Source organism: Streptomyces sp. NBC_00038 (genome assembly GCF_026343635.1).
GTDB lineage: Bacteria > Actinomycetota > Actinomycetes > Streptomycetales > Streptomycetaceae > Streptomyces.
The window spans coordinates 731,042-753,081 of the sequence record NZ_JAPELQ010000002.1 but is presented as its reverse complement, the minus strand read 5'-3'; the positions used below and the strand labels follow the sequence as shown (position 1 = coordinate 753,081).

Annotated in this window: 19 protein-coding genes; 11 read left to right on the top strand and 8 right to left on the bottom strand. The window is 69.6% G+C overall.

What is annotated here, in order from left to right; translation table 11 throughout:
• Positions 1-135: 135 nt before the first annotated feature.
• Positions 136-942 (top strand): hypothetical protein, encoded by an 807-nt coding sequence (locus tag OG219_RS46485; protein ID WP_266837600.1) that lies wholly within the window; start codon positions 136-138, stop codon positions 940-942.
• Here the strand turns inward: OG219_RS46485 and OG219_RS46480 are convergent.
• The 7 genes from OG219_RS46480 to rhaI all read right to left on the bottom strand — a co-directional run bounded on the left by OG219_RS46480 (position 939) and on the right by rhaI (position 9,877).
• Complete coding sequence (locus OG219_RS46480) at positions 939-2,093, bottom strand: betaine/proline/choline family ABC transporter ATP-binding protein (protein WP_266837598.1); 1,155 nt, start codon at positions 2,091-2,093, stop codon at positions 939-941. The two genes, OG219_RS46485 and OG219_RS46480, sit on opposite strands and share 4 nt — an antisense overlap.
• Before the next feature lie 22 nt (positions 2,094-2,115).
• On the bottom strand, positions 2,116-2,763 hold the full coding sequence (locus OG219_RS46475; RefSeq protein WP_266837596.1) for a lactate utilization protein C: 648 nt from the start codon (positions 2,761-2,763) through the stop codon (positions 2,116-2,118).
• On the bottom strand, positions 2,760-4,238 hold the full coding sequence (locus OG219_RS46470; protein ID WP_266837594.1) for a LutB/LldF family L-lactate oxidation iron-sulfur protein: 1,479 nt from the start codon (positions 4,236-4,238) through the stop codon (positions 2,760-2,762). Before OG219_RS46470 ends, OG219_RS46475 begins: the two co-directional genes overlap by 4 nt.
• Positions 4,235-5,038 carry a (Fe-S)-binding protein gene (locus tag OG219_RS46465; RefSeq protein ID WP_266837592.1) on the bottom strand — a complete coding sequence of 268 codons (804 nt, stop codon included), beginning with the start codon at positions 5,036-5,038 and terminating at the stop codon, positions 4,235-4,237. Before OG219_RS46465 ends, OG219_RS46470 begins: the two co-directional genes overlap by 4 nt.
• A gap of 71 nt (positions 5,039-5,109) precedes the next feature.
• Entirely contained in the window at positions 5,110-6,552 is a 1,443-nt protein-coding gene (locus OG219_RS46460) for a rhamnulokinase family protein (RefSeq protein WP_266837590.1), read from the bottom strand.
• Positions 6,549-8,588 (bottom strand): bifunctional aldolase/short-chain dehydrogenase, encoded by a 2,040-nt coding sequence (locus OG219_RS46455; protein ID WP_266837588.1) that lies wholly within the window; start codon positions 8,586-8,588, stop codon positions 6,549-6,551. Before OG219_RS46455 ends, OG219_RS46460 begins: the two co-directional genes overlap by 4 nt.
• 128 nt (positions 8,589-8,716) lie before the next feature.
• Entirely contained in the window at positions 8,717-9,877 is a 1,161-nt protein-coding gene (rhaI, locus tag OG219_RS46450; protein ID WP_266837586.1) for an L-rhamnose isomerase, read from the bottom strand.
• A gap of 307 nt (positions 9,878-10,184) precedes the next feature.
• On the opposite strand from rhaI, the gene OG219_RS46445 reads away from it, so the two are divergent.
• The 10 genes from OG219_RS46445 to sigJ all read left to right on the top strand — a co-directional run bounded on the left by OG219_RS46445 (position 10,185) and on the right by sigJ (position 21,094).
• Positions 10,185-11,702 (top strand): sugar ABC transporter ATP-binding protein, encoded by a 1,518-nt coding sequence (locus tag OG219_RS46445; RefSeq protein ID WP_266837584.1) that lies wholly within the window; start codon positions 10,185-10,187, stop codon positions 11,700-11,702.
• A 28-nt stretch (positions 11,703-11,730) separates the two neighbouring features.
• The gene (locus OG219_RS46440; protein ID WP_266837582.1) at positions 11,731-12,771 is read left to right on the top strand and encodes an ABC transporter permease; all 1,041 of its coding nucleotides are present in this window, start codon (positions 11,731-11,733) and stop codon (positions 12,769-12,771) included.
• Complete coding sequence (locus tag OG219_RS46435) at positions 12,764-13,759, top strand: ABC transporter permease (protein ID WP_266837580.1); 996 nt, start codon at positions 12,764-12,766, stop codon at positions 13,757-13,759. The genes OG219_RS46440 and OG219_RS46435 overlap by 8 nt, the downstream gene beginning before the upstream one ends.
• A 96-nt stretch (positions 13,760-13,855) precedes the next feature.
• Positions 13,856-14,941 (top strand): rhamnose ABC transporter substrate-binding protein, encoded by a 1,086-nt coding sequence (gene rhaS / locus OG219_RS46430; protein ID WP_266837578.1) that lies wholly within the window; start codon positions 13,856-13,858, stop codon positions 14,939-14,941.
• A 17-nt stretch (positions 14,942-14,958) separates the two neighbouring features.
• Positions 14,959-15,279, top strand: a complete 321-nt coding sequence (locus tag OG219_RS46425) for an L-rhamnose mutarotase (protein WP_037671256.1) — start codon at positions 14,959-14,961, stop codon at positions 15,277-15,279.
• A 16-nt stretch (positions 15,280-15,295) separates the two neighbouring features.
• Complete coding sequence (locus tag OG219_RS46420; protein WP_266837575.1) at positions 15,296-16,720, top strand: BNR repeat-containing protein; 1,425 nt, start codon at positions 15,296-15,298, stop codon at positions 16,718-16,720.
• A gap of 76 nt (positions 16,721-16,796) precedes the next feature.
• On the top strand, positions 16,797-17,822 hold the full coding sequence (locus OG219_RS46415) for a LacI family DNA-binding transcriptional regulator (protein WP_266837573.1): 1,026 nt from the start codon (positions 16,797-16,799) through the stop codon (positions 17,820-17,822).
• 135 nt (positions 17,823-17,957) lie between these two features.
• The gene (locus tag OG219_RS46410; protein WP_266837571.1) at positions 17,958-19,259 is read left to right on the top strand and encodes an alpha/beta fold hydrolase; all 1,302 of its coding nucleotides are present in this window, start codon (positions 17,958-17,960) and stop codon (positions 19,257-19,259) included.
• A 56-nt stretch (positions 19,260-19,315) separates the two neighbouring features.
• Complete coding sequence (locus tag OG219_RS46405) at positions 19,316-20,149, top strand: enoyl-CoA hydratase/isomerase family protein (RefSeq protein ID WP_266837569.1); 834 nt, start codon at positions 19,316-19,318, stop codon at positions 20,147-20,149.
• A gap of 51 nt (positions 20,150-20,200) precedes the next feature.
• Entirely contained in the window at positions 20,201-21,094 is an 894-nt protein-coding gene (gene sigJ, locus OG219_RS46400; protein WP_266837567.1) for an RNA polymerase sigma factor SigJ, read from the top strand.
• 37 nt (positions 21,095-21,131) lie between these two features.
• Here sigJ and OG219_RS46395 read toward each other — a convergent pair whose 3' ends face one another.
• Positions 21,132-22,007 (bottom strand): SDR family oxidoreductase, encoded by an 876-nt coding sequence (locus tag OG219_RS46395; RefSeq protein ID WP_266837565.1) that lies wholly within the window; start codon positions 22,005-22,007, stop codon positions 21,132-21,134.
• Positions 22,008-22,040 lie beyond the last annotated feature (33 nt).

Below are 22,040 nucleotides of genomic sequence, written 5' to 3'. Positions count from 1 at the left end.
GGGCGGGTATTCGCCGGGGGCGGGCGCCGGTACACGTACTTCATGGGGGACAACGGGGAAGGCCACCGGTCTCGGTGGCAGAAAGTGTGTGAGACGGTCGAAGGGGCGACCACCGATCTCAGGCCCCAAGGGCTGATGGACTTGGTGGGGTCCGAATTCCAGGACGCGTACAGGCAGTTCGGTGTCGCGTTTCCCGAGCAGCAATTGGAACTGCAGTTGCTCTACGGCGACTCGCAGCGAGCCTTCGAGGAGAAGACCAGGGAGTCGCTGAAGACCACGGTTCACCACGTGCTGAGCAACGTCCTGCGCGATCAGCGACTGGGAGATCCGCAGCCCGACAAACACCTGGCCGCCTACCTGGAACGGGAGATCCTCCGTATCCGGGTCCGCATCGACCAGGACGGGGAGCTGGCCGTCAACCGCGGTCTCAACATCGGATTCGTCGCCGGTGTGTTCCTGCTGTTCGTGCCGTTGCTGGCAGGGGAGAAGCTGCTCGGACTCTGCGACGTCTCGTTGAACTGCACCGACCGGTGGGGCCTGCTCGGTGCCTTCGTGTGCGGGGGCGCCGGAGCGTTCGGGGCGGTGCTCAGCGTTCTGACGCGGCTGCGCAACAACGACGACGTGACACGCCGACCCGCCAACGGGGGAAAAGCGGCTGTCGCGCCCGGCCAGCTGTCCCGCAGCATGCGACGCGGCGGTGTCCACCGGATCTTCCTCGGCTGGCTGCTCGCGATCGCCGTCTATTTGCTGCTCAGCACCGGTCTCGTCGCGGCGATCGAGATTCCCGCCGCTGTCACTGACGTCTGTTCTGCGGAATCCACGGCGAACGGCACCCTTTTCTGGGGATTCTGGGGCGCCGTGGGCTTCCTGGCGGGATTCAACGAGCGATGGGCCTACGGCCTGGTCGGGCGTGAGGTCACCACACGGCAGACACACTGCTAGGCATCGGCCACCGAATCGAACGCCACCTGACCCCGCGGCACGCCCAGCGCGTCCGCGTCCACCGACCGGCGCAGCGCCTCGTGCAGCTTCGCCGGGGTCAGTACGCCGAGGAAGCGCGCTCCGTCCAGTACGGCGACCCAGCCCGCGTCGTGCTGGAGCATCACGCCGAAGGCCTGCTTCAGCGGGGCGCCCACGGCCACCCAGGAGTTCATCCGGTGGGCGAGGTCGCGGACGGAGCCGCCCGCCCCGAGTTCGTCCACGCCGACCCAGCCGTGCAGATCACCCTCGGAGTCCAGGACCACGGCCCAGCGCGCGCCCTCCGCCCGCATCCGGGCCGCCGCCTGCTCGGCGGGCTCGTCCAGCCGGGCGATCGGCGGCTGTTCGAGGTCGCTCGGCTCGATCTCCGTCACCGACAGCCGTTTCAGTCCGCGGTCGGCGCCCACGAACTCGGCGACGTACGGCGTGGCGGGCGTGCCGAGCACCGCGCCCGGCGTGTCGAACTGCTCGATGCGCCCCTGCCCGTACACCGCGATCCGGTCGCCGAGCCGCACGGCTTCCTCGATGTCGTGCGTGACCAGCAGCACCGTCTTGCGCACGGCCTGCTGCATCCGCAGGAACTCGTCCTGCAACTGCTCCCGCACCACCGGGTCGACCGCCCCGAACGGCTCGTCCATGAGCAGCACCGGCGGGTCGGCGGCCAGCGCCCGCGCAACGCCGACCCGCTGGCGCTGACCGCCCGACAACTGGTCCGGATAACGCGCTCCGTACGTCTTCGGGTCCAGGCCCACCAGATCGAGCAGCTCGGCGGCGCGCGCCCGCGCCTTCGCCTTCTTCCAGCCGACGAGCGACGGCACGGTCGCCGTGTTGTCGAGGATCGTCCGGTGCGGGAAGAGGCCGACCTGCTGGATGACGTATCCGATCCGGCGCCGCAGCCGCACCGGGTCGACCTTGGCGATGTCCTCGTCGTTCACGAAGATCTGTCCGGACGTCGGCTCGATGAGGCGGTTCACCATCATCATGGTCGTCGTCTTCCCGCAGCCGGACGGGCCGACGAGCGTGACGAGTTCGCCCTCGGCGACCTCGAAGGAGAGGCCGTCCACCGCGGTCGTACCGTCCGGATACCGCTTGGTGACCTGTTCGAACCGGATCATTCCCTCACGCTAACCGCGCCCGTCACTCTCCGCTCACCAGCACCACCTCAAGGGTGCGCGGACCGTGCACCCCCTCGACCCGGTCGAGTTCGATGTCGCTGGTCGCGGACGGGCCGGAGATCCAAGTCAGCGGGCGTGTCGGGTCGAGGCGTTCCAGGGCCTGCGGGACCGAGGAGACGACCTGGTCCGGGACGCGTACGACGCAGATGTGGTGGTCGGGGACCAGGGTGATGCGGCGGCGGCCCTGGTCGGGGGAGCCGTCGAGCACGATGGTGCCGGTCTCGGCGATGGCGAGCGCGCAACCGGTGACGACGCTCTCCACCTTGTCCAGCTCCTGAGGGGTGCTCACTCCACGGTCGTGCACCCGGGTGGGATCGGCGGCCGACATCCACTCGGGCGGCAACCACGGCGGCACGAGTACGTACTGCGGGCCCCGCTGCGCGAGCAGCCTCATGATCAGATCCGGCAGCTCCTCCGTGTCCGTCCGGTGCACGAGAGCCCGATAGTCCGCCAGATTTTCCGCGAGCAGATCCACCGTCTCCGCGACACTCCGAGAACCGTGCTCGCGCAGATAGCTCCGGTCAATGTCCTGCTCGTAAGGCGTGTCGTCCTGTTGTACGTCCGCGATCGCGCGCCGCACCCGGCCCAGGATCAGTTCCTTGCTGCTCACTTCGCCGTCTCCTTCCCACCGTTCGTACGCTGCCACCAGTCCCGGAACGGCTCCGCGGGAACCGCGGGCAGATCACGGCTCTCGCTCCACGCCCTGCCGGGACCCGGCAGCGTCCGTGGATGGAAGCGGCGCGTGCGGGAGGCGAGCCGCTGGCCGGTGCGCAGCGCGCCGGGGTGGCTGAACGCCCAGCGTGCCGCGCGCATCGCCGCCCGCTCGGCCGCGTGCCCCTTGGCGGGCTTGAGGACGACCTTGTTGCCCTGGCTGGTGGCCTGACCGCCCTCGGCGATCCGCTCGCGCAGATGGACGAGGACTTCCGGGATGTCGATGGCGACCGGGCACACTTCGTAGCAGGCGCCGCACAGCGAGGACGCGTACGGGAGCGAGGCATCGATCTCGCTTGCGGTGCCCCGGAGTTGGGGGCTGAGGATGGCGCCGATCGGGCCGGGGTACACCGAGCCGTACGCGTGGCCGCCGGCCCGCTCGTACACCGGGCAGACGTTGAGACACGCCGAGCAGCGGATGCAGCGCAGGGCCTGGCGGCCGACCTCGTCGGCGAGCGTGTCGGTGCGGCCGTTGTCGAGGAGGACCAGGTGGAAGGTCTGGGGGCCGTCCCCGTCGGTGGTGCCGGTCCAGGTGCTGGTGTACGGGTTCATGCGCTCGGCGGTCGAGGAGCGGGGGAGGGTCTGGAGGAAGACCTCCAGGTCCTGCCAGGTAGGGAGGATCTTCTCGATGCCGACGACCGAGATCAGCGTCTCGGGGAGGGTGAGGCACATCCGGCCGTTGCCCTCCGACTCGACCACGACCAGCGTGCCGGTCTCGGCGATCATGAAGTTGGCGCCGGAGACGCCGACCTTGGCGCGCAGGAACTTCTCGCGGAGGTGGAGGCGGGCGGCCTCGGCGAGTTCGGCGGGTGTGTCGGTCAGGCCCTCGGGCGCCGGGCGGCCCCACTCGCTCATCTCGCGGACGAAGATGTCCCGGATCTCGCCGCGGTTGCGGTGGATGGCCGGCACGAGGATGTGCGAGGGGCGGTCCTTGCCCAACTGCACGATGAGTTCGGCGAGATCGGTCTCGTAGGCGTGGATGCCCTCCGCTTCGAGCGCCTCGTTGAGAGCGATCTCCTGCGTGGCCATCGACTTGACCTTGACGACCTCGGTCTCGCCGGTCGCCTTCACGAGCTCGGTGACGATCCGGTTGGCCTCGTCGGCGTCGGCGGCCCAGTGCACGGTGCCTCCGGCGGCCGTGACCGACTCCTCCAACTGCACCAGGTACCGGTCGAGATGGCGGAGGGTGTGGTCCTTGATCTGTTTGCCCGCCTCGCGCAGCGCCTCCCAGTCCTCCAGCTCCGCGACCGCCTTGGCGCGCTTGGTGCGGATCGTGTGGGTGGCGTGGCGCAGATTGCCGCGCAGGGTCGCGTTGTTCACGGCTTCATGCGCGGCCTTGGGGAAAGCCGGCATGCCGACGAAGGTCCCGCTCATGCGCTCGGCTCCTTTGCGGTGACCGTGCTCGGTACCACGCCCGTGCCCGTGCTCGGTTCTGCTTCCGTGCTCGCCAGGATCTCCGCGATGTGGACGGGCCGCATACCCGTGTTGAGGCGGGACATGGTGCCGCCGATGTGCATCAGGCAGGAGTTGTCGGCGGCGCACAGCACATCGGCGCCCGTCGATTCGGCGTTGCGCACCTTGTCGGCGCCCATCGCCGCGGAGACATCGGAGTTCTTGACGGCGAAGGTGCCGCCGAAGCCACAGCACTCGTCCGCTCCGGGCAGCTCGCGGAGCTCAAGTCCCCTGACGGACTGGAGGAGTCGGCGCGGCCGGTCGCCGAGGCCGAGGCTGCGCAGACCGTGACAGGTGGGGTGGTAGGTCACGGTGTGCGGGTAGTACGCGCCGACGTCGGTCACGCCGAGTACGTCCACGAGGAACTCGGTGAGCTCGTACGTCTTGGGCACGACCGGCGCGAGCGTCGCCGCGAGTGTGTCCCCGCGTCCCTCGGCGCGCGCCCGCTCGCCCATCCGCGGGTACAACTCCCGCACCATCGCGCCGCAGGACCCGGAAGGCGTCACGATCGCCTCGTACTCACCGAATACATCGGAGAAATGCCGGGCCAGTGGCTCTGCCTCGTGTCGGTACCCGGTGTTGTAGTGCGCCTGCCCGCAGCAGGTCTGGGCCAACGGGAAGTCGACCTCGACACCCAGCCTGGTCAGCAGTTTCACCACGGCGCGGCCGGTGTCCGGATAGAGCGTGTCGTTGACACAGGTCAGGAACAGGGCGACACGCATCGCGGCTCCTCGGGTTCGATCATCGGATGAGTGCAGAGTACGCGGCGGGCGCGCGACACGGGAGCCCCCTCTCACCGGCGGCTGAGCAGCCGGTCCTCCGCCGCGCGCCAGACGCCGGCGTCGCCCCGGGGCTCGTACCGCCGCAACGGCTGCGTACGAGCGAGGAGCCGCCGCATCGACGAACGGTCACCGACGAGGCCGTGCGCCCGGGCCTGTACGAGGACGTTGCCCAGGGCCGCCGCCTCCGCCGGGCCCGCCACGACCGGCAGGCCGCAGGCGTCGGCGGTGAGTTGGCACAGCAGGTCGTTGCGGGCGCCGCCGCCGACGATGTGTACGACGTCGACCGGATGGTCGGCGAGGGCCTGGGCCTCGGTGACCGCCCGGCGGTGGGCGAGTGCGAGGGAGTCGAGGATGCAGCGGGTGACCTCGGCGGGGGATCCGGGGACCGGCTGGCCCGACTCCCGGCAGGCGTCGGCGATTCGGGACGGCATCCGGCCCGGTGCCAGGAACGCGGCGTCGCCCGCGTCCACGAGGGAGCGCAGCGGCGTTACTTCGGCGGCTTCCCTCAACAGTGCGGTGAGGTCCGGGTCCCCCCACTCCCGCAGGCACTCCTGGAGCAGCCACAGCCCCATGATGTTCCGCAGATAGCGGACCGTGCCGTCGAGGCCCAGCTCATTGGTGAAGTTGGCCGCCCGGCTCGCCTCGGTGAGCACGGGAGCGTCCAGTTCCAGGCCCGCGAGGGACCAGGTGCCGGTGCAGATGTACGCGAAGCGCTCGCCGGTGGCCGGGACGGCGGCCACTGCGGAGGCGGTGTCGTGCGAGCCGACCGTGGTCACCGGGACCGGGCCGGTCAGCCCGGTCTCCTCCAGCACTTCGGGCCGCAGGAACCCTGCCGGGTCTCCGGGGCTGCGCAAGGGGGCGAAGAGCTTGAGGTCGATGCCCAGCTTCGCCGCGAGGTCGTACGACCAGTCGCGCGTCCGGGGGTCGATCAGCTGGGTGGTCGAGGCGTTGGTGAGCTCGGTGCCGGCCTCGCCCGTGAGCCAGTACGCCAGCAGGTCGGGGATGAGCAACAGGCGCTCGGCTGAGGCGAGTTGAGCGGAGGAGCGGGCCGCCGTCAACTGGTACAGGGTGTTGAAGGGCGCGTACTGGAGCCCGGTCGCCGCGTACAGGTCCGCCGGGGGCACCGACGCCCACACCTTCTCCGCGATGCCCTCGGTGCGGGCGTCGCGGTAGTGCACCGGGTTGCCGAGCAGCGCCCCGTCCGCGTCCAGCAGGCCGTAGTCCACCGCCCAGCTGTCGATGCCCACGGAGTCGACCTGCCCCGCCGCGCGCAGACCGTCCAGGACTCCCGCGTACAGCGCGAGGATGTCCCAGCGCAGCCCTTCCGGAACCCGGACCGGCCGGTTCGGGAAGCGGTGCGCCTCGGTGAGGTCCAGCGAGTCGGGGCCGACGCGGCCGACCATGACGCGTCCGCTGGACGCGCCGAGGTCGACCGCGGCGAAGGAGGCGGTCATCGCAGGAAGGCGGCGGCGACGCCGGCGTCGACCGGGATGTGCAGTCCCGTGGTGTGCGTCAAGTCCCCGGCCGTCAGGGCGAAGACAGCGTTCGCGACATGCTCCGGGAGCACCTCGCGCTTGAGGATCGTCCGCTGGGCGTAGAACTCGCCGAGCTTCTCCTCCTCGATGCCGTACGTCGCCGCCCGCTGGGCGCCCCAGCCGCCCGCGAAGATCCCGGAACCGCGCACGACTCCGTCCGGGTTGACCCCGTTGACCCGGATCCCGTGCTCACCCAACTCGGCGGCCAGCAGCCGTACTTGATGGGCCTGGTCGGCCTTGGTGGCGGAGTACGCGATGTTGTTGGGACCCGCGAAGACGGCGTTCTTGGAGGCGATGTAGATGATGTCGCCGCCCAGGCCCTGCCTGCTCATCACCCGGGCCGCCTCGCGCGAGACGAGGAAGGAACCGCGGGCCATGATGTCGTGCTGGAGGTCCCAGTCCTTCGCGGTGGTCTCCAGGAGCGGCTTGGAGATGGAGATACCGGCGTTGTTGACGACGAGGTCGACGCCGCCGAAGGCGAGTACCGCCGAGTCGAAGGCCGCGGCGATCTGCTCCTCGGAGGTCACGTCGACCGTGACGGCGACGGCCTTGTCGGGACCGCCCAGCGCCGACGCGACGTCGGCCGCATTCTCCGCGTTGAGGTCCGCGACCACCACGCACGCCCCCTCGGCCACCAGCCTTTGGGCGATCGCCTTGCCGATGCCGCTGCCGGCACCGGTCACCAGCGCAACCCGCGTCGCCAGCGGCTTGGGCTTCGGCATCCGCTGGAGCTTTGCCTCCTCCAGGGCCCAGTACTCGATGCGGAACTTCTCCGACTCCTCGATCGGCGCGTACGTCGACACGGCCTCCGCCCCGCGCATCACATTGATCGCGTTGACGTAGAACTCGCCGGCCACGCGCGAGGTCTGCTTGTCTTTGCCGAAGCTGAACATGCCGACGCCGGGGACGAGCACGATCGCCGGGTCGGCCCCGCGCATCGCGGGGGAGTCGGGCAGGGCGTGCCGCTGGTAGTAGGCGGCGTACTCCTCGCGGTACTCGGCGTGCAGCTCGCCGAGCCGGGCGACCGCGTCCTCGACCGAAGCGGCCGGCGGCAGGTCGAGCACCAGCGGCCTGACCTTCGTACGGAGAAAGTGGTCCGGGCAGGAGGTACCGAGGGCGGCGAGCCGCGGGTGCTCGGCGCGGGAGACGAAGTCCAGCACCTCGTCCGAGTCGTTGAAGTGGCCGACCTGCGGTTTGTCCTGGGAGGCGATCGCCCTGACGTACGGGGCCAGGGCGGCGGCCCGCGCACGACGCTCCGAAGCGTCGAGGGCCTCGTACCCCTCGAGCACCGGGCCGAAGGGCTCCGCGTTCCCGCGCTCGGCGAGGAAGGCCTCGGCGGTGCGGATGATGTGCAGCGAGTTGCTCTCGCACTCCTCGGCCGTGGCGCCCCACGCCGTGATGCCGTGACCGCCGAGAACACACCCGAGCGCCTGCGGATTGGCCTCCTTGACCGCCGCGATGTCCAGACCGAGCTGAAAACCGGGCCGACGCCACGGCACCCACACCACGCTGTCCCCGAAGCACTCGGCGGTCAGCTTCTCCCCATCGGCCGCGCAGGCGAGCGCGATCCCGGAGTCGGGGTGGAGGTGGTCGACGTGCGGCGCGTCCACCAGGCCATGCATCGCGGTGTCGATGGACGGAGCCGCCCCACCCTTGCCATGCAGGCAGTAGTCGAACGCGGCAACCATCTCGTCCTCGCGCTCCACCCCCGGATAGACCCCCTTCAACGCATGCAGCCGATCCAGCCGCAACACCGCGAGCCCACCCTCGCTCAGCGTCCCGAGATCACCCCCCGACCCCTTGACCCACATCAACTCGACATCACCACCGGTGACGGGGTCGGTGTCAGTCCCCTTCGCGGAGGTGTTGCCCCCCGCGTAGTTGGTGTTACGGGGGTCGGCACCAAGCCGACGGGACCGGGCGAGCAGAGCAGCGGCCTGGGGATGGATTGCCATGATCAGTCCTTCGCAGGGAAAAATACGTGCACGGGAGCGCCCCTCCAGGGGCGCGGGGAACTGCGCGACCAGCCACAACGGGCCCGCAGCCTGCCACCGGGCGTAACCCGGCAGACGCAGCGCAGCGCCTACGCCCCCCAGCCGGCCGGCTCCCCACCCACCCGCTCCGCGGCGATCTTCTGCTGCCAGCCGGACCGGCCGTACGCGGCGACCGGGTCGGGGTCGAGCCCAAGCTCCTCCCGCAAGGAGGCAAGCAACGGACGCACGTCCGTGTTGTACGCATCCATCAACACCGCATTCGCAGCCAGCACATCCCCACCCCGCTGGGCCTCGCCGAGCGCAGAGCGGTCGACGAGGAGTGCCTTGGCCGTGGCCTCCTGCACATTCATCACCGACCGGATGATCGCCGGGATCTTCGCCTCGATGTTGTGGCACTGGTCGAGCATGAAGGCGATGTCCGGCGTGAAGCCACCGCCGCGGATCACCTCGTACATGATCCGGAACAGCTGGAAGGGGTCGGCGGCGCCCACCATCAGGTCGTCGTCGGCGTAGAAGCGGGAGTTGAAGTCGAAACCGCCGAGCTTCCCCTCGCGCAGCAGCGTGGCGACGATGAACTCGATGTTGGTGCCGGGCGCGTGGTGACCGGTGTCGACCACGACCTGTGCCTTGGGGCCGAGCTTGAGGCAGTGCGCGTACGCCGTGCCCCAGTCGGGGACGTCCGTCGTGTAGAAGGCGGGCTCGAACAGCTTGTACTCGAGGAGCAGCCGCTGCTCGTCGCCGATCCGCTCGTAGACCTTGGCCAGGCCTTCGGCGAGACGGTCCTGGCGCTCGCGGATGTCGTCCTGGCCCGGGTAATTGGTGCCGTCGGCGAACCACAGCTTCAGGTCCTTCGAACCCGTCGCGTCCATGATGTCGACGCACTCGTACAAATGATCAAGGGCCTTGCGGCGCACCACCGCGTCCGGGTGGCAGATGCTGCCGAGCCGGTAGTCGTCGTCCTGGAAGGTGTTGGAGTTGATCGTGCCCAGCTTCAGGCCCTGTTCCTCCGCGTGCTTCGCAAGCGCCGCATAGTCGTCGACCTTGTCCCAGGGAATGTGCAGCGCGACGGTCGGCGCCGCCCCGGTGAACTCGTGCACCTTCGCCGCGTCGTCCAGCTTCTCGCGCGGATTGCGCGGGACTCCGGGCTGCGCGAACACCTTGAAACGCGTTCCCGAGTTCCCGTACGCCCACGACGGCGTCTCTACTGCCTGGGTCTTGAGAGCGGCTTTCACCGCGGCGAGCTCGGTCACTTCAGTGCTCCTGTGACATCGGGTCTGGAAGACGGTCCGTAGGGCGGTCTTGAAGGCAGTGTGGAAGGTGGTTTGCGCAGCGTCCGTCTGAAACGATTCAGACGCGAAGCTATGAGCCCTCCGGAAGGCTGTCAACCCTTCCGGCGGTGAGTATTCCCCGTGATCCTGTTGTGACCGCTGGCTATCGAAAATTTCGACGCGTACCCATTGACGTGACCTGGGCTACGTGTCTAACGTCCCGGCAACCTAGTTGAAACCTTTCACGACGTCGTGAGGCCTCTCCGCCCGCGTCGTTGAGGAGCCTTCCATGACCCACCGGTCCGACGCGGGTCCGGCCCCCGTGCTGGCGCTTGAGGACATCTCCAAGTCCTTCGGTGCGGTACGCGCCCTGCGGGACGTGTCCCTTGAACTGTTCCCCGGCGAAGTGCACGCACTCGCCGGTGAGAACGGCGCGGGCAAGTCGACCCTCATCAAGACGCTCGCCGGCGTGCACCGACCGGACGCCGGTCGGGTGCTGCTCGACGGCGAGCCCACCGTCTTCCACGGTCCCGCCGACGCCCGGGACGCCGGCATCGCGGTGATCTACCAGGAGCCCACGCTCTTCCCCGACCTCTCGATCGCCGAGAACATCTTCATGGGCCGCCGCCCCCGGCGCTCCCTCGGCCGTATCGACCACAAGGCCACACACACGGCGACGCTGGCCCTGATGAAGCGCCTCGGCGTCGAACTCGACCCCGACCGCCCCGCCCGCGGCCTGTCCATCGCCGACCAGCAGATCGTCGAGATCGCCAAGGCCCTCTCCTTCGACGCCCGCGTCCTGATCATGGACGAGCCGACCGCCGCCCTGACCGGCAGCGAGGTGGCCCGCCTGTTCGGCGTCGTCCGCACCCTGCGCGAGCAGGGCTCGGCCGTGCTGTTCATCTCGCACCGACTGGAGGAGATCTTCCAGATCAGTCAGCGGGTGACCACCCTGAGGGACGGCGCCCTGATCTCCAGCGAGCCGCTGGAGGGCATGACCGAGGACGATCTCGTACGCCGGATGGTGGGCCGCGACCTCGACGAGCTCTATCCCAAGCAGGCCGTCGAAGCGGGCGAGGTGGCCCTGAGCGTACGGCGGCTCACCCGCGAGGGCGTCTTCACCGACGTCTCCTTCGATGTCCGGCGCGGCGAGATCGTCGGTCTCGCCGGGCTCGTCGGCGCCGGGCGCACCGAGGTCGCCCGGGCCGTCTTCGGCGTCGACCGGTGGGACGCAGGTGAGGTGGCGGTCGACGGCAAGCCGCTGACGAACGGCGCGCCCTCCACGGCCATGGCCGCGGGGCTGGCGCTCGTCCCCGAGGACCGGCGCGCCCAGGGCCTGGTGATGGACATGTCCATCGAGCGCAACATCGGCCTGACCGGGCTGCGTACGACGGTGAAGGCCGGACTCGTGGACCGGGGCGCCGAGCGCAGCCGCTCGCTGGACTGGGCGGTCAAGCTCCAGGTGAAGTACGCGCGGATCGCCGACGCCGTGTCCACGCTCTCCGGCGGCAACCAGCAGAAGGTCGTCCTCGCCAAGTGGCTGGCCACAGGGCCGAAGGTACTGATCGTCGACGAGCCGACCCGTGGCATCGACGTCGGTACGAAGGCCGAGGTGCACCGGCTGCTCAGTGTACTGGCCGCCGACGGGGTGGCCGTCCTGATGATCTCCTCCGATCTCCCCGAGATCCTCGGCATGGCCGACCGCGTGCTTGTGATGCACGAGGGGCGGCTCGCCGCCGAGATCCCACGCTCCGAAGCCACCGAGGAATCCGTGATGGCCGCAGCCACCGGGAGGGCCGCCGCATGACGACGACCACCACGGGGAGGGCCGCCGAATGACGGTGATCGCCCCCAACCCCGCCCCCGCCGCGGAGGTGCCCAAGTCGAGCGGCACCCGGCTGGTGGACCGTGTGTTCAAGATGCGGGAACTCGCCATCCTGGCCGTGTTCCTGGTGATGATCGTGATCACCCAGCTGGGCAACAGCGAGTTCCTGTCCGAGCAGGGCATCAAGGACCTGCTGCTGAACGCGACCATCCTGGTGCTCGTCGCCGCCGGCCAGTCGCTGGTCGTCATCACCCGGAACGTCGACCTGTCGGTCGGCTCGACGCTGGGCATCAGCGCCTTCGCGGCCGGCGTCTATCTCCAGGACGGCGGAAACCCCGTCGTGGCACTCGTCCTGGCGATCCTGCTCGGGATCGGCTGCGGACTGGTCAACGGGCTGCTCGTCAGTCTCGGCCAGGTGCCCGCCCTGGTCGTCACCCTCGGCACCCTCTACATCATCCGTGGCATCGACTCGATCTGGGTCGGCTCCCGGCAGATCACCGCGGCCAACCTCCCCGACTCCTTCATCGACTTCGGGTCGGAGGGCATCTCGGCGGTGCCCTATCTCGCGCTGATCGCGGTCGCCGTCGTGGTGGTCACGGCGTACTACCTCAAGCACTTCGGCAGCGGACGGGAGCTGTACGCGCTCGGCTCCAACCCGGAGGCCGCGCGGCTCGCCGGCATCCCGGTCCGCAAGCGGATCCTGACCGCGTACGTCGTCTGCGGGGGCCTCGCCGGTCTCGCGGGAGCGCTTTACCTCGCCCGGTTCGGCAACGTGGACTCCGGTACGGGCAACGGCTACGAACTCACCGTCGTCAGCGCGGTGGTGGTGGGCGGTGTCGTGTTCACCGGCGGCTCCGGCAGCGTCTACGGGGCGGCACTCGGAGCGCTGCTCCTCACCTCCATCAACAGCGTGCTGCCCGCGCTCGGCGTCAGCTCCGTCTGGGTGCTCGCCATCAACGGCATCCTGCTCATCCTCGCCATCGCGGTCGACCGGATCGTCGCCCTGCGGGTGGCGACCGCCCTGAAGAAGAGGAACGCCCGCCATGGCTGACTCCGCTCTCGCGCGCGCCGTCCGCTGGTCCGCCTTGAAAAGGTGGGATTCAGCCGTCGGAGCCCTCCTCATCGTCATCCTGCTGTTCTCCTTCGGGTTCGTCGACGGCTTCGGCAACGCCTTCAACGTGTCGTTCCTGATCGGCAGCACGCTGCCCATCGCGCTGATCGCCCTGCCCATGACCCTGCTGGTGGTGGCCGGGGAGATCGACCTGTCGGTCGCGTCCACGGCCGGTCTGTCCGGCGCGGTGATGGGAGCCCTGTGGAACCAGGGCATGACCATCGAGACGATCATCCCGATCTGCCTGCTCCTCGGCGTGGTGTGCGGGCTGATCAACGGTCTGCTGGTGACCCGGCTCGGGCTGCCGTCCCTCGCCGTCACCATCGGCACGCTCGCCGCTTACCGGGGTATCGCGCAGATCGTGCTCGGCTCGGACGCGGTGACAGACTTCCCCACCCAGTACCTGGACTTCGCGGCCGGACGCATCGGGGACACCTTCATCCCGTACGCGTTCCTGCCCTTCCTGGCGCTGCTCGCGATCGCCGCGGTCGTGCTGCACGCCACCCCGTTCGGGCGGTCCGCGTTCGCGGTCGGCGCGAACGAGGAGGCCGCGCGGTTCGCGGGGATCCGCGTCAAGCGGCAGAAGCTGCTGCTGTTCGTCGCCACCGGCTTCATGGCCTCGCTCACCGGCATCTTCTGGGCACTGCACTACGCCAGCGCTCGCTATGACAACGCTACGGGGCTCGAACTCTCCGTCGTCGCCGCCGTGTTGCTCGGCGGGATCGACTTCGACGGGGGCAAGGGCACGCTCGGCGGTGCGATCGCCGGGGTGTTTCTGCTCGGGGCGTTGCAGAACGTGATGAGCCTTCAGGACGTTTCCGCTCAGTCGCAGATCGTCGTCACCGGTGTGCTGCTTGTGCTGTCCGTGCTTGGGCCCCGAGTCGCCCGGCAGATCTCCGTGGCCAGGGCGCAAAGGCTTACGCAGTAGCGCCGTTCGAAAGCTGCGGGGCCGTTGTGGCTGGTCGCGCAGTTCCCCGCGCCCCTTAAGGGCGCGTCCGCTCACCTTCGTTCAAAGGAACCCGTCATGCGCAAGTCATCCCTCCGCCGTGCCTGTGTGGCTCTCGCCGCCGTCTCCTCCCTCGCCCTCGCCGCCACCGCCTGTGGTGGCACAACCAAGGAGGACGTGAAGGAAGAGAGCACCGGGTCGGCCGCCTCCGCCGGCAAGGCCGATCCGAACGCGGCCATCAAGAAGGGTCTGACCGTCGGCTTCCTGCCCAAGCAGGTCAACAACCCGTACTTCACCTCCGCCGACAAGGGCGGCGAGGACGCCCTGAAGGAGCTGGGCTCCAGCTACAAGGAGGTCGGCCCGAGCAGCGCCACCGACACCAGCGGCCAGGTGAGTTACGTCAACACGCTCACCCAGCAGCAGGTCGACGCGATGGCCGTCTCGGCGCAGGACCCCGGCGCCCTGTGCACCGCGCTCAAGCAGGCCATGAAGAACGACATCAAGGTCGTCACCTACGACTCCGACACCAAGGCCGACTGCCGCAACGCCTTCGTCTCGCAGGCCAGCGCCGAGGACCTCGGCCGTACCGAGGTGCAGCTGCTCGCCGAACAGATCGGCTACAAGGGCGAGATCGCGATCCTGTCCGCCGCGCAGACCGCGACGAACCAGAACACCTGGATCGACTTCATGAAGGAGGAGCTGAAGGACGCCAAGTACAAGGACATCAAGCTGGTGAAGGTCGCGTACGGCAACGACGACGCCCAGCAGTCCTTCCAGCAGACCCAGGGCCTGCTCCAGGAGTACCCGAACCTGAAGGGGATCATCTCCCCGACCACGGTCGGCATCAAGGCCGCCGCCCAGTACCTGTCGGGTTCCAAGTACAAGGGCAAGGTCAAGCTGACCGGCCTCGGCACCCCGAACGACATGCGCAAGTACGTCAAGAACGGCACGGTCGAGGGCTTCGAGCTGTGGGACCCGGCGAAGCTGGGCGAGCTGGCCGCGCGTACGGCCGTGGCGCTGGTGTCCGGGCAGATCACAGGCAAGGAGGGCGAGACCTTCACCGCCGGTGACATGGGCGAGTTCACCATCGGCAAGGACGGTGTGATCAACCTCGGCAAGCCGACCGTCTTCGACGTGAAGAACATCGACCAGTTCGACTTCTGATTCCCCGGGGGATGTTGATGCAGCGTGTGTGCTTTCTGCTGAAGGTCCGGGCGGACCGCCTCGACGAGTACCGCGAGCGGCACGCCGCCGTGTGGCCCGAGATGCTTCAAGCGCTCTCGGCCACCGGCTGGCACAACTACTCGCTCTTCCTGCGCGAAGACGGCCTGCTGGTCGGCTACTTGGAGACCGAGGATTTCGCCGCCGCCCAGGCCGGCATGGAAGCCACCGACGTCAACGCCCGCTGGCAGGCGGAGATGGCGCCGTTCTTCGAGTCGCTGGACGGCGCCCGACCCGACGAAGCCATGAAGCCCCTCACCGAAGTCTTCCACCTAGCCTGAGCCGGAGTTCGCTGACATGAGACGACGCACTTTGCTCACCACGGCCGTCCTCGGCGCCGTGGCCGGACCCGGCCTCGGTGCCGGTACGGCACGGGCGGCCGACCCCGGCCCCTCGGTCACCCAGACCGGCACCACCACACTCGACTCCCAGGCAGTCTTCTTCGTCTCCTACGACGGCCTGGTCAACAACAACTCCTTCCAGAAGAACGGGTTGTTGACCTACAAGGGCTACCAGTACGCCGTCTGGTACACCGCCGACAAGAACGCCGTCGTCGGGCGCCGTGTGCTCGGCGGCAGCACCTGGTCGACGGTCAAGGTCGGTCACACCCTCAAGGCCAGCGACTCCCACAACGTCATCTCCATGGGCGTCTCCAAGACCGACGGCCGCCTCCACCTCAACATGGACTCCCACAGCGACGGCTTCACCTACGTCAAGTCGGTCGCCGGCCTCATGGACAACCCGTCCGGCCTGACCTGGACCGCGAGCCGCTTCGGCAGCCCCCAGTCCACCCTCGACGGACTCGCCCTCACCACCCAGTTCACCTACCCGCAGTTCATCTCCACCCCCGAGGGCAGGCTCCAGCTGAGCTACCGCGTCGCGGTCTCCGGCAACGGCCGTAACGCCCTTGCCGAGTACAACGGTTCGACCTGGACGGCACTCGGCGAGTGGACCAGCTCCACCGGCACGTACACCAGCGAGCACGGCTCCAGCACCGTCCGCAACATGTACCTGCACGGCATCGACTACGACAAGAACGGCCGGCTGCACTCCTTCCTCACCTGGCGCGAGCAGAACGGCGCCGTGATGTGCAACAGCGGCGGCATCACCAACCACGACACCGGCTACGTCTACTCCGACGACCGCGGCCGCACCTGGCGCAACAACGCGGGCACCCTCGTCGGCACCACCGGGGGATCGGACAAGGTGGCCGTCACCGACAGCGGACTCGTCGTCGACCCGCTCAACCCCGACCACTCCCTGATGAACCAGGAGAGCCAGGCCACCGACTCCACCGGCCTGCCGCACGCGATCATCAGCTATGTCCCCGGCCGCTTCGGCCAGTGCACGACCAACTACGTCACCGACCGCACGGCCAACGGCCGCGCCTTCCACGTCCGCAAGAACTCCTCCGGCACCTGGCAGAAGACCGAGATCCCCATCGCCCTGAACTCCAGCCAGCGCACCAGGCTGGTCCTCGACAAGTACGACAACGCCTACGCGATCCTGCCGCGGTGCCGGATCGCCGGCGCCTCGAAGGCCTCCGGGTACACCGACTGGGCGCTCCTGTACGACGGCAGCGGTCTGAACGCGTTCGGCGAGGTCGTGATCGACGAGATGCGTGTCTCGCAGGATGGGATCCTGTCGGTCATGTACCAGGAGAAGTCCAGCGGCACGACGCCCTCACCGCTGCGTGTCGTCGATTTCCGGCTGCCCACGTGACCACCGTTTTCGGCGGACCCGCAGGTAATGTGAAGACCAGCCCGCCGCTTCTCGTGCCCCTGGAGGTCCCTGCCTGATGGCCCAGTCGGTGGGTATCAAGGATGTCGCCCGTGCCGCCGGAGTCTCCGTCGGCACGGTCTCCAACGTCATCAACCGCCCGGACTCCGTCGCCACCGAGACCCGCGCCCGCGTGCTGTCCGCGATCGACCGGCTCGGCTACGTCCGCAGCGAGTCCGCGCGCCAGCTGCGGGCCGGGCGCAGCCGGATCATGGGCCTGCTCGTCCTCGACATGGGCAACCCGTTCTTCGTGGAGGTGGCGCGCGGCGCCGAGCGCGCCGCGCGGGACGCCGGGCTCGGCGTGATGGTCTGCAACAGTGCGCAGAGCTCCAGCGAGGAGGCCGAGTACCTCTCCCTCTTCGCCGAGCAGCGGGTGCGCGGCGTGCTGCTCACGCCCTCCGACGCGAGCGGGCGCAACATCGAGGCGTTCCGCCGCAACGGCATCCCGTTCGTGCTCGTCGACCGGGTCGCCGACGGCACCACCGAGTGCTCGGTCTCGGTCGACGACGTGGCGGGCGGCGCGCTGGCCGTGCGGCATCTGGTGGACGCCGGTCACCGGTCCATCGCGTACGTCAGCGGCCCGCCCGGCCTCAGCCAGGTCAGGGACCGCCGGACGGGCGCACTCAACGCCCTGACCGAGGCGGGGCTCGGCCCGGAGTGCATGCGCGAGTTGCCCACCGAGCGACTCGACGTGGCCGCCGGGCGCGACGCCGGGGCCAGGCTCCTCGGCCTCGCCGACCGCCCGACCGCCGTCTTCTGCGCCAACGACCTGCTCGCCCTCGGTGTACTTCAGGCCATGTACGCGGCCGGCGTCGGTGTCCCCGACGACCTCGCGATCGTCGGCTACGACGACATCGAGTTCGCCGCCGCCGCGGCCGTCCCGCTCACCTCCGTACGCCAGCCGGCCGTGACCATGGGCGCCCTCGCCGCCGGACTCCTCCTGGAGGAGACCGAGGCGGAGACCGCGCTCACGCCGCACGAGCACCGGCGTGTCGTGCTCCAGCCGGAGCTGGTGGTGCGCCGCTCCAGCCTGTCCGCGCGCTGAGCGACCGGTCGGTTTCGGCCGACCGCTGTCCTGAGTCGTTGTTCAGTAGGATTTCTTGATCCCCGGCCTCCAAAGCCCGCCGATCATGTGCTCAACTGGGACGCAGCCTGGAATCCGTACGTCTCGGGAGCCCTGTTGACCGTCAGCTACCGCCAGCCCGGTGTCGTCCTCACCGACCGACACTTCACCGTGCCCCTCGACCACGCCGACCCGGCGGGGGAGAGTATCGAACTGTTCGCCCGCGAGGTCGTCGCGAGCGACAAGGCACACCAGGACCTGCCGTGGCTGGTCTATCTCCAGGGTGGCCCCGGATTCGGGGCGAATCGTTTCGTCGGCAAGCAGGCCTGGCTCGGCCGAGCCCTGAAGGACTTCCGGGTACTCCTCCTCGACCAGCGCGGCACCGGCAACTCCACCCCCGCCAACCGGCAGACCCTGCCCCTGCGCGGCGGCCCCCGCGAGCAGGCCGACTACCTCGCGCACTTCCGCGCCGACTCCATCGTCCGCGACTGCGAGGCCATCCGCCCCCGGCTCACCGGCGGCGCCCCCTGGACCGTACTCGGCCAGAGCTTCGGCGGCTTCTGCACCGTGCACTACCTGTCCACCGCGCCCGAGGGCCTGAACGCCGCCCTGCTCACCGGCGGGCTGCCGTCCCTCGACGCCCACGCGGACGACGTCTACCGGGCCGCGTACCCGCGTATCGAGCGCAAGGTCGCCGCGCACTACGCGCGCTACCCGCAGGACGTCGAGCGGGCCCGCCGGATCGCGGAGTACCTCCTCCAGCACGAGCCGGTCCTGCACGGCGGCTACCGCCTGACCGTCGAGGCCTTCCAGTCGCTCGGCATCCTCCTCGGCGGCAGCGAGGGCAGCCACCGGCTGCACTACCTCATGGAGCAGGCCTTCGTCCGCACCCCGCAGGGCCCGGCCCTCTCCGACGCCTTCCAGGAGGAGGTGCAGGGGCTGCTCTCGTACGCGGGTCACCCGCTGTACGCCCTCGTCCACGAGGCCTGCTACGCCCAGGGCGACCGGCCCACCGCCTGGTCCGCCGAACGGGTGCGCGCCGAGTTCCCGCAGTTCGACGCCGCCAAGGCCCTCTCGGCCGAGCGACCGCTGCTGTTCACCGGCGAATCCGTGCACCCCTGGACGTTCGACACCGACCCTGCCCTGCGTCCGCTGCGCGACACCGCCGAGGAACTGGCCGCGCGCACCGACTGGGAGCCGCTGTACGACACCGCCCGCCTCGCCGCCAACGAGGTGCCGGTCGCCGCTGCGATCTACCACGACGACATGTACGTCGACACCCAGCACTCCCTGCGCACGGCACGCGCCATCCGCGGACTGCGCACCTGGGTGACCGACGAGTTCGAGCACGACGGCGTACGGGCGGGCGGACCGCGTGTCCTGGACCGGCTGTTGGCGCTCACACGCGGCGAGGCCTGAGGTCCCGAATTTCCCTTACGATTCTGACGGACCGTCAGAATTCTGAGGGGGTACGGATGATCGACACCACATCCACGGACATCCCGGAGGGTGAGGAGCGGCTGCGCCTCGACGTCGAGGACGGTATCGGCGTCCTCACCCTCTGCCGCCCGGCGAAACTCAACGCGTGGAGCTGGGAGGCAACCCGTCAACTCGGCCTGTTCGCCGACCGGATCCGCTTCGACGACTCGATCCGGGTGGTCCTGCTGCGGGCCGAGGGCCGGGCGTTCTGCGCGGGTATCGACGTCACCGCGCCCGGCAGTGCGATCACCGGCCGCTCCGGTGCCGAGCGCACCCGCAACTACTACGAGGGTCTGCGCTGGGCGCACGAGCGGTTCGCCGCCTTCGCCCGGCTGCCGCAGCCGGTCGTCGCGGCCGTGCAGGGCTACTGCCTCGGCTTCGGATTCGAGCTCGCGCTGATGGCGGACGTCAGGATCGCCGACGCCGACGCGGTGTTCGGGCTGCCGGAGGCGCAGCTCGGGGTCGCGGTCGACGCGGGTGGCGATCTGCGGATCGCGCGCGAGGCGGGCGCCGGCTGGGCGAAGTTCCTCGCGTTGACCGGGCGACGCCTTGACGCGGTCACCGCGGAGCGGCTGCATCTGGTCCAACTGGTGGTCGAGCGAGAGGAGTTGGACAAAGCGGCCCGTGGCGTGGCCGCCGAGATCGCCGCGAACGGCTCCCTCGCCGTGCAGGGGATCAAGCGTGACATCGACGCCTACGCGGACGCCGGCCTCGCCGCCGCCCTCGATCGCACCGCGATGTCGGCCGCGCTCACCCTGACGTCCGAGGACTCGCGCGAGGGGTACGCGGCCAAGGGAGCCCGGCGCCTGCCGCGCTTCGAGGGGAAGTGACCGACGTGTTTTGATCAGCGCTGATCGACACGTCGGAGGTATGGGGGACTGATGACCGAAAAGGCACTGCTCGCGGACCGATTCGAGGAGAACCGCGGCCACTTGAGGGCCGTGGCCTACCGGATGCTCGGCTCGCTGAGCGAGGCGGAGGACGCCGTCCAGGAGACCTGGCTGAAGCTCGGCCGCAGCGACGCCGACGAGATCAGGAACCTCGCGGGCTGGCTCACGACGGTGGTCGGCCGGGTGTGCCTGGACATGCTGCGCTCACGCGCCTCGCGCCGTGAGGAGCCCATGGACGCCTACTACGTCCCCGACCCGGTCATCAGCCCACTGGACCGGGTCGACCCCGAGCAGGAGGTGCTGCTCGCCGACTCGGTGGGGCTCGCCCTCCTCGTGGTCCTGGAGACGCTGGAGCCCGCCGAGCGGCTCGCGTTCGTCCTGCACGACATGTTCGCAGTGCCCTTCGACGACATCGCGACCGTCGTGGGCCGTTCCCCGGCCGCGACCCGCCAGCTCGCCAGCCGGGCACGCCGCCGGGTGCAGGGGGCCGCCCCGGTTCCCGATCCCGACATCGGCCGCCAGCGACAGGTGGTCGACGCGTTCCTCGCGGCCTCGCGCGGCGGCGACTTCGAGGCACTGGTCTCGGTCCTCGACCCGGAGATCGTGCTCCGCGCCGACTCCGGCTCCCTGATCGGCGGCGCGGCCGCGTCCAAGGTGGTGCGCGGTGCGGCGGCCGTGGCTCAACAGGCCCTCCTCTTCCAGCAGTTCTCGATGTCCTCGCAGCTCGTGCTCGTCAACGGCACGGTGGGCCTGGTCGCGACACTCGACGGCCGCCCGATGGCGGTCATGGGGCTCACCGTCACCGACGGGAAGATCGTCGCGATGCACATCCTGGCCGACCCCGAGCGGCTCGCGCGGCTCGACCTCCCGGAGATCCGGGACTGAAGGGCCCACCGTCCCGCGCGGTGCGCCGTCGAGAAGGTCAGCCCGTGAAGGGGCCCCGCCCCATCTGCTCCCTCACCGGCACCACCTGCGGGCTGACGAGCCCCCTGCGCTGCCAGTTCGCGCCGTCCACCACCAGCGTGTGGCCGGTGATGAAACGGGCGTAGGGGGAGGCCAGGAAGGTGGCGGCCCAGCCGAGTTCGCGCGGCGCTCCGACCCGGAGGGCGGGCTGCCGGGTGTCGTGCGCGTCGGCCCGGTCCAGGTTGCCGCGGATGTCGGCGGTCATGTCCTCGTGCGGCATCAGCCCGGGCACCAGCCCGTTGACCTGGATGCCGTACGGCCCCCACTCCACGGCCAGCGTCTCCACCAGGTTGCGTACGCCGGCCTTGGCCGCCGCGCTGTGCGCGAAACCGGGGCCGCCCGTCCAGGCGTAGGACGCACCGACGTTGATGATCGAACCGGGTGTCCCCGCGGCCAGGTGGCGTCGGCCGAACTCACGGGTCATCAGAAACGTTCCGGTGAGCGTGATGTCGACGACCGCCCGCCAGGCGTTCGGGGACATCTCCTCGGCGGGCACGGGGAAGTTGGCGGCGGCGTTGTTGACCAGAACGTCCGGCAGACCACAGGCGTCGAACACCTCGCTGATGCGCTCCGGGTCCCGCACATCGCACACGGTCGCCGTCACCCGCCTGCCCAGCGACGCCAACTCCTTCTGCGCGGACCGCAGATGCTCCTCGCCGCGGCTGGCGATCACCAGGTCGGCACCGAGCCGTGCGAACTCGGCCGCGATCGCCTTGCCGAGCCCGGTGCCGCCGCCGGTGACCAGGACGAGCGAACCGTCGTACGTCCCTGGCGGCAGTGCGCTCGCGCCCGGCGGGGGAGGAACGGGAAGGCCGGGGAGGCGTGTGTCGTCCATGACCGCCTCGATACCGGGTCCGTGCGAAAACCT

Coding starts and splice junctions, on each gene's coding strand:
- rhaS (WP_266837578.1), top strand. CDS start 13,856: ATGCGCAAGTCATCCCTCCGCCGTGCCTGTGTGGCTCTCGCCGCCGTC.
- OG219_RS46470 (WP_266837594.1), bottom strand. CDS start 4,238: ATGAGCGGGACCTTCGTCGGCATGCCGGCTTTCCCCAAGGCCGCGCAT.
- OG219_RS46455 (WP_266837588.1), bottom strand. CDS start 8,588: ATGGCAATCCATCCCCAGGCCGCTGCTCTGCTCGCCCGGTCCCGTCGG.
- OG219_RS46395 (WP_266837565.1), bottom strand. CDS start 22,007: ATGGACGACACACGCCTCCCCGGCCTTCCCGTTCCTCCCCCGCCGGGC.
- sigJ (WP_266837567.1), top strand. CDS start 20,201: ATGACCGAAAAGGCACTGCTCGCGGACCGATTCGAGGAGAACCGCGGC.
- OG219_RS46405 (WP_266837569.1), top strand. CDS start 19,316: ATGATCGACACCACATCCACGGACATCCCGGAGGGTGAGGAGCGGCTG.
- OG219_RS46485 (WP_266837600.1), top strand. CDS start 136: ATGGACTTGGTGGGGTCCGAATTCCAGGACGCGTACAGGCAGTTCGGT.
- OG219_RS46460 (WP_266837590.1), bottom strand. CDS start 6,552: ATGACCGCCTCCTTCGCCGCGGTCGACCTCGGCGCGTCCAGCGGACGC.
- OG219_RS46415 (WP_266837573.1), top strand. CDS start 16,797: ATGGCCCAGTCGGTGGGTATCAAGGATGTCGCCCGTGCCGCCGGAGTC.
- OG219_RS46465 (WP_266837592.1), bottom strand. CDS start 5,038: ATGCGTGTCGCCCTGTTCCTGACCTGTGTCAACGACACGCTCTATCCG.
- OG219_RS46420 (WP_266837575.1), top strand. CDS start 15,296: ATGAGACGACGCACTTTGCTCACCACGGCCGTCCTCGGCGCCGTGGCC.
- OG219_RS46435 (WP_266837580.1), top strand. CDS start 12,764: ATGGCTGACTCCGCTCTCGCGCGCGCCGTCCGCTGGTCCGCCTTGAAA.
- OG219_RS46445 (WP_266837584.1), top strand. CDS start 10,185: ATGACCCACCGGTCCGACGCGGGTCCGGCCCCCGTGCTGGCGCTTGAG.
- OG219_RS46480 (WP_266837598.1), bottom strand. CDS start 2,093: ATGATCCGGTTCGAACAGGTCACCAAGCGGTATCCGGACGGTACGACC.
- OG219_RS46425 (WP_037671256.1), top strand. CDS start 14,959: ATGCAGCGTGTGTGCTTTCTGCTGAAGGTCCGGGCGGACCGCCTCGAC.
- OG219_RS46440 (WP_266837582.1), top strand. CDS start 11,731: ATGACGGTGATCGCCCCCAACCCCGCCCCCGCCGCGGAGGTGCCCAAG.